Origin of the sequence: Bartonella vinsonii subsp. vinsonii, from assembly GCF_902825235.1 — a bacterium.
GTDB classification, from domain to species: Bacteria; Pseudomonadota; Alphaproteobacteria; order Rhizobiales; family Rhizobiaceae; genus Bartonella; species Bartonella vinsonii.
This window is the reverse complement of the sequence record NZ_CADEAJ010000036.1, coordinates 1-866: the sequence shown is the minus strand read 5'-3', so window position 1 is coordinate 866 and position 866 is coordinate 1. Positions and strand designations below refer to the sequence as shown.

General features: G+C 32.7%; 1 pseudogene. It reads left to right on the top strand.

The features are described from left to right. Window positions 1–381, top strand: a pseudogene (locus J7R12_RS08575) (YfjI family protein); the annotation flags it as partial. Window positions 382–866: the final 485 nt, after the last annotated feature.

Sequence of the window (866 nt, the reverse complement as noted above, 5' to 3'; positions counted from 1 at the left end):
CTTGCTTTGATTTTTGAACTTGTCGAAGGAGGACGTTTTGAAATCACTCTCCCTTCTCTCAAAACAGCATTGCGTTGGGAAAACTATTTGTTGAGTCATGTAAAAAGACTTTATGCTGCCGGCAATGCATCTGTGCAAGGGTGTGCAAAATTGATTGTAAAGCGTTGTGACTGCTTACCTGATATTTTTACCTTACGTGATATTCACCAACGTCATTGGACAGATTTAACAGAGCATAGCATTATTCAAAAAGCTTTGGAGTTGTTATGCCGTTCAAACCACATTCGTGAAATCTCTGGAACGAAAAACCCAACAGGTGGGCGTCCTACCATACGCTATGAATGGCATCCTTTGATAAAAAACAAGAATACAAGACAATGAAACGATAAGAATTTTCTTTCTTTGATCTTTCAAACCCTCAAAATCTTAGAGTACCAAGAACAATGGTTCATAAGTTATCTTTGAGGGTTTTGTTTTCTGAACACTCTCACTTTTAAAAACAGAAATACAGTTATTGCCATAGGTTTTGAGTTTTGAAACTTTGTGTTTAAAGAAAAAAACATTAAAAAATAAAAATATTACTTTTCAATATGTTAAGATTTTTAAAACCCTTAAAAAACAACCTATTTCCATAATACAACCTGTAAATACAATTAATGATATATGTTTTGAGGAGGTTTTGAAGTTTTATACCCCCCTTCATACCGTCAAGTGAAATGTATCATAAAACTCTTCAAAATTGCATATTTGATCTCTTAAAAGCACATATTGGAGTTATTTCAATTTCCCATAAAATGAATAGCAAATTTCAGTAGTTTACTTTTTATAGGCTGTTTATAAACTGCATCTTGATTGCATCTTGTTAA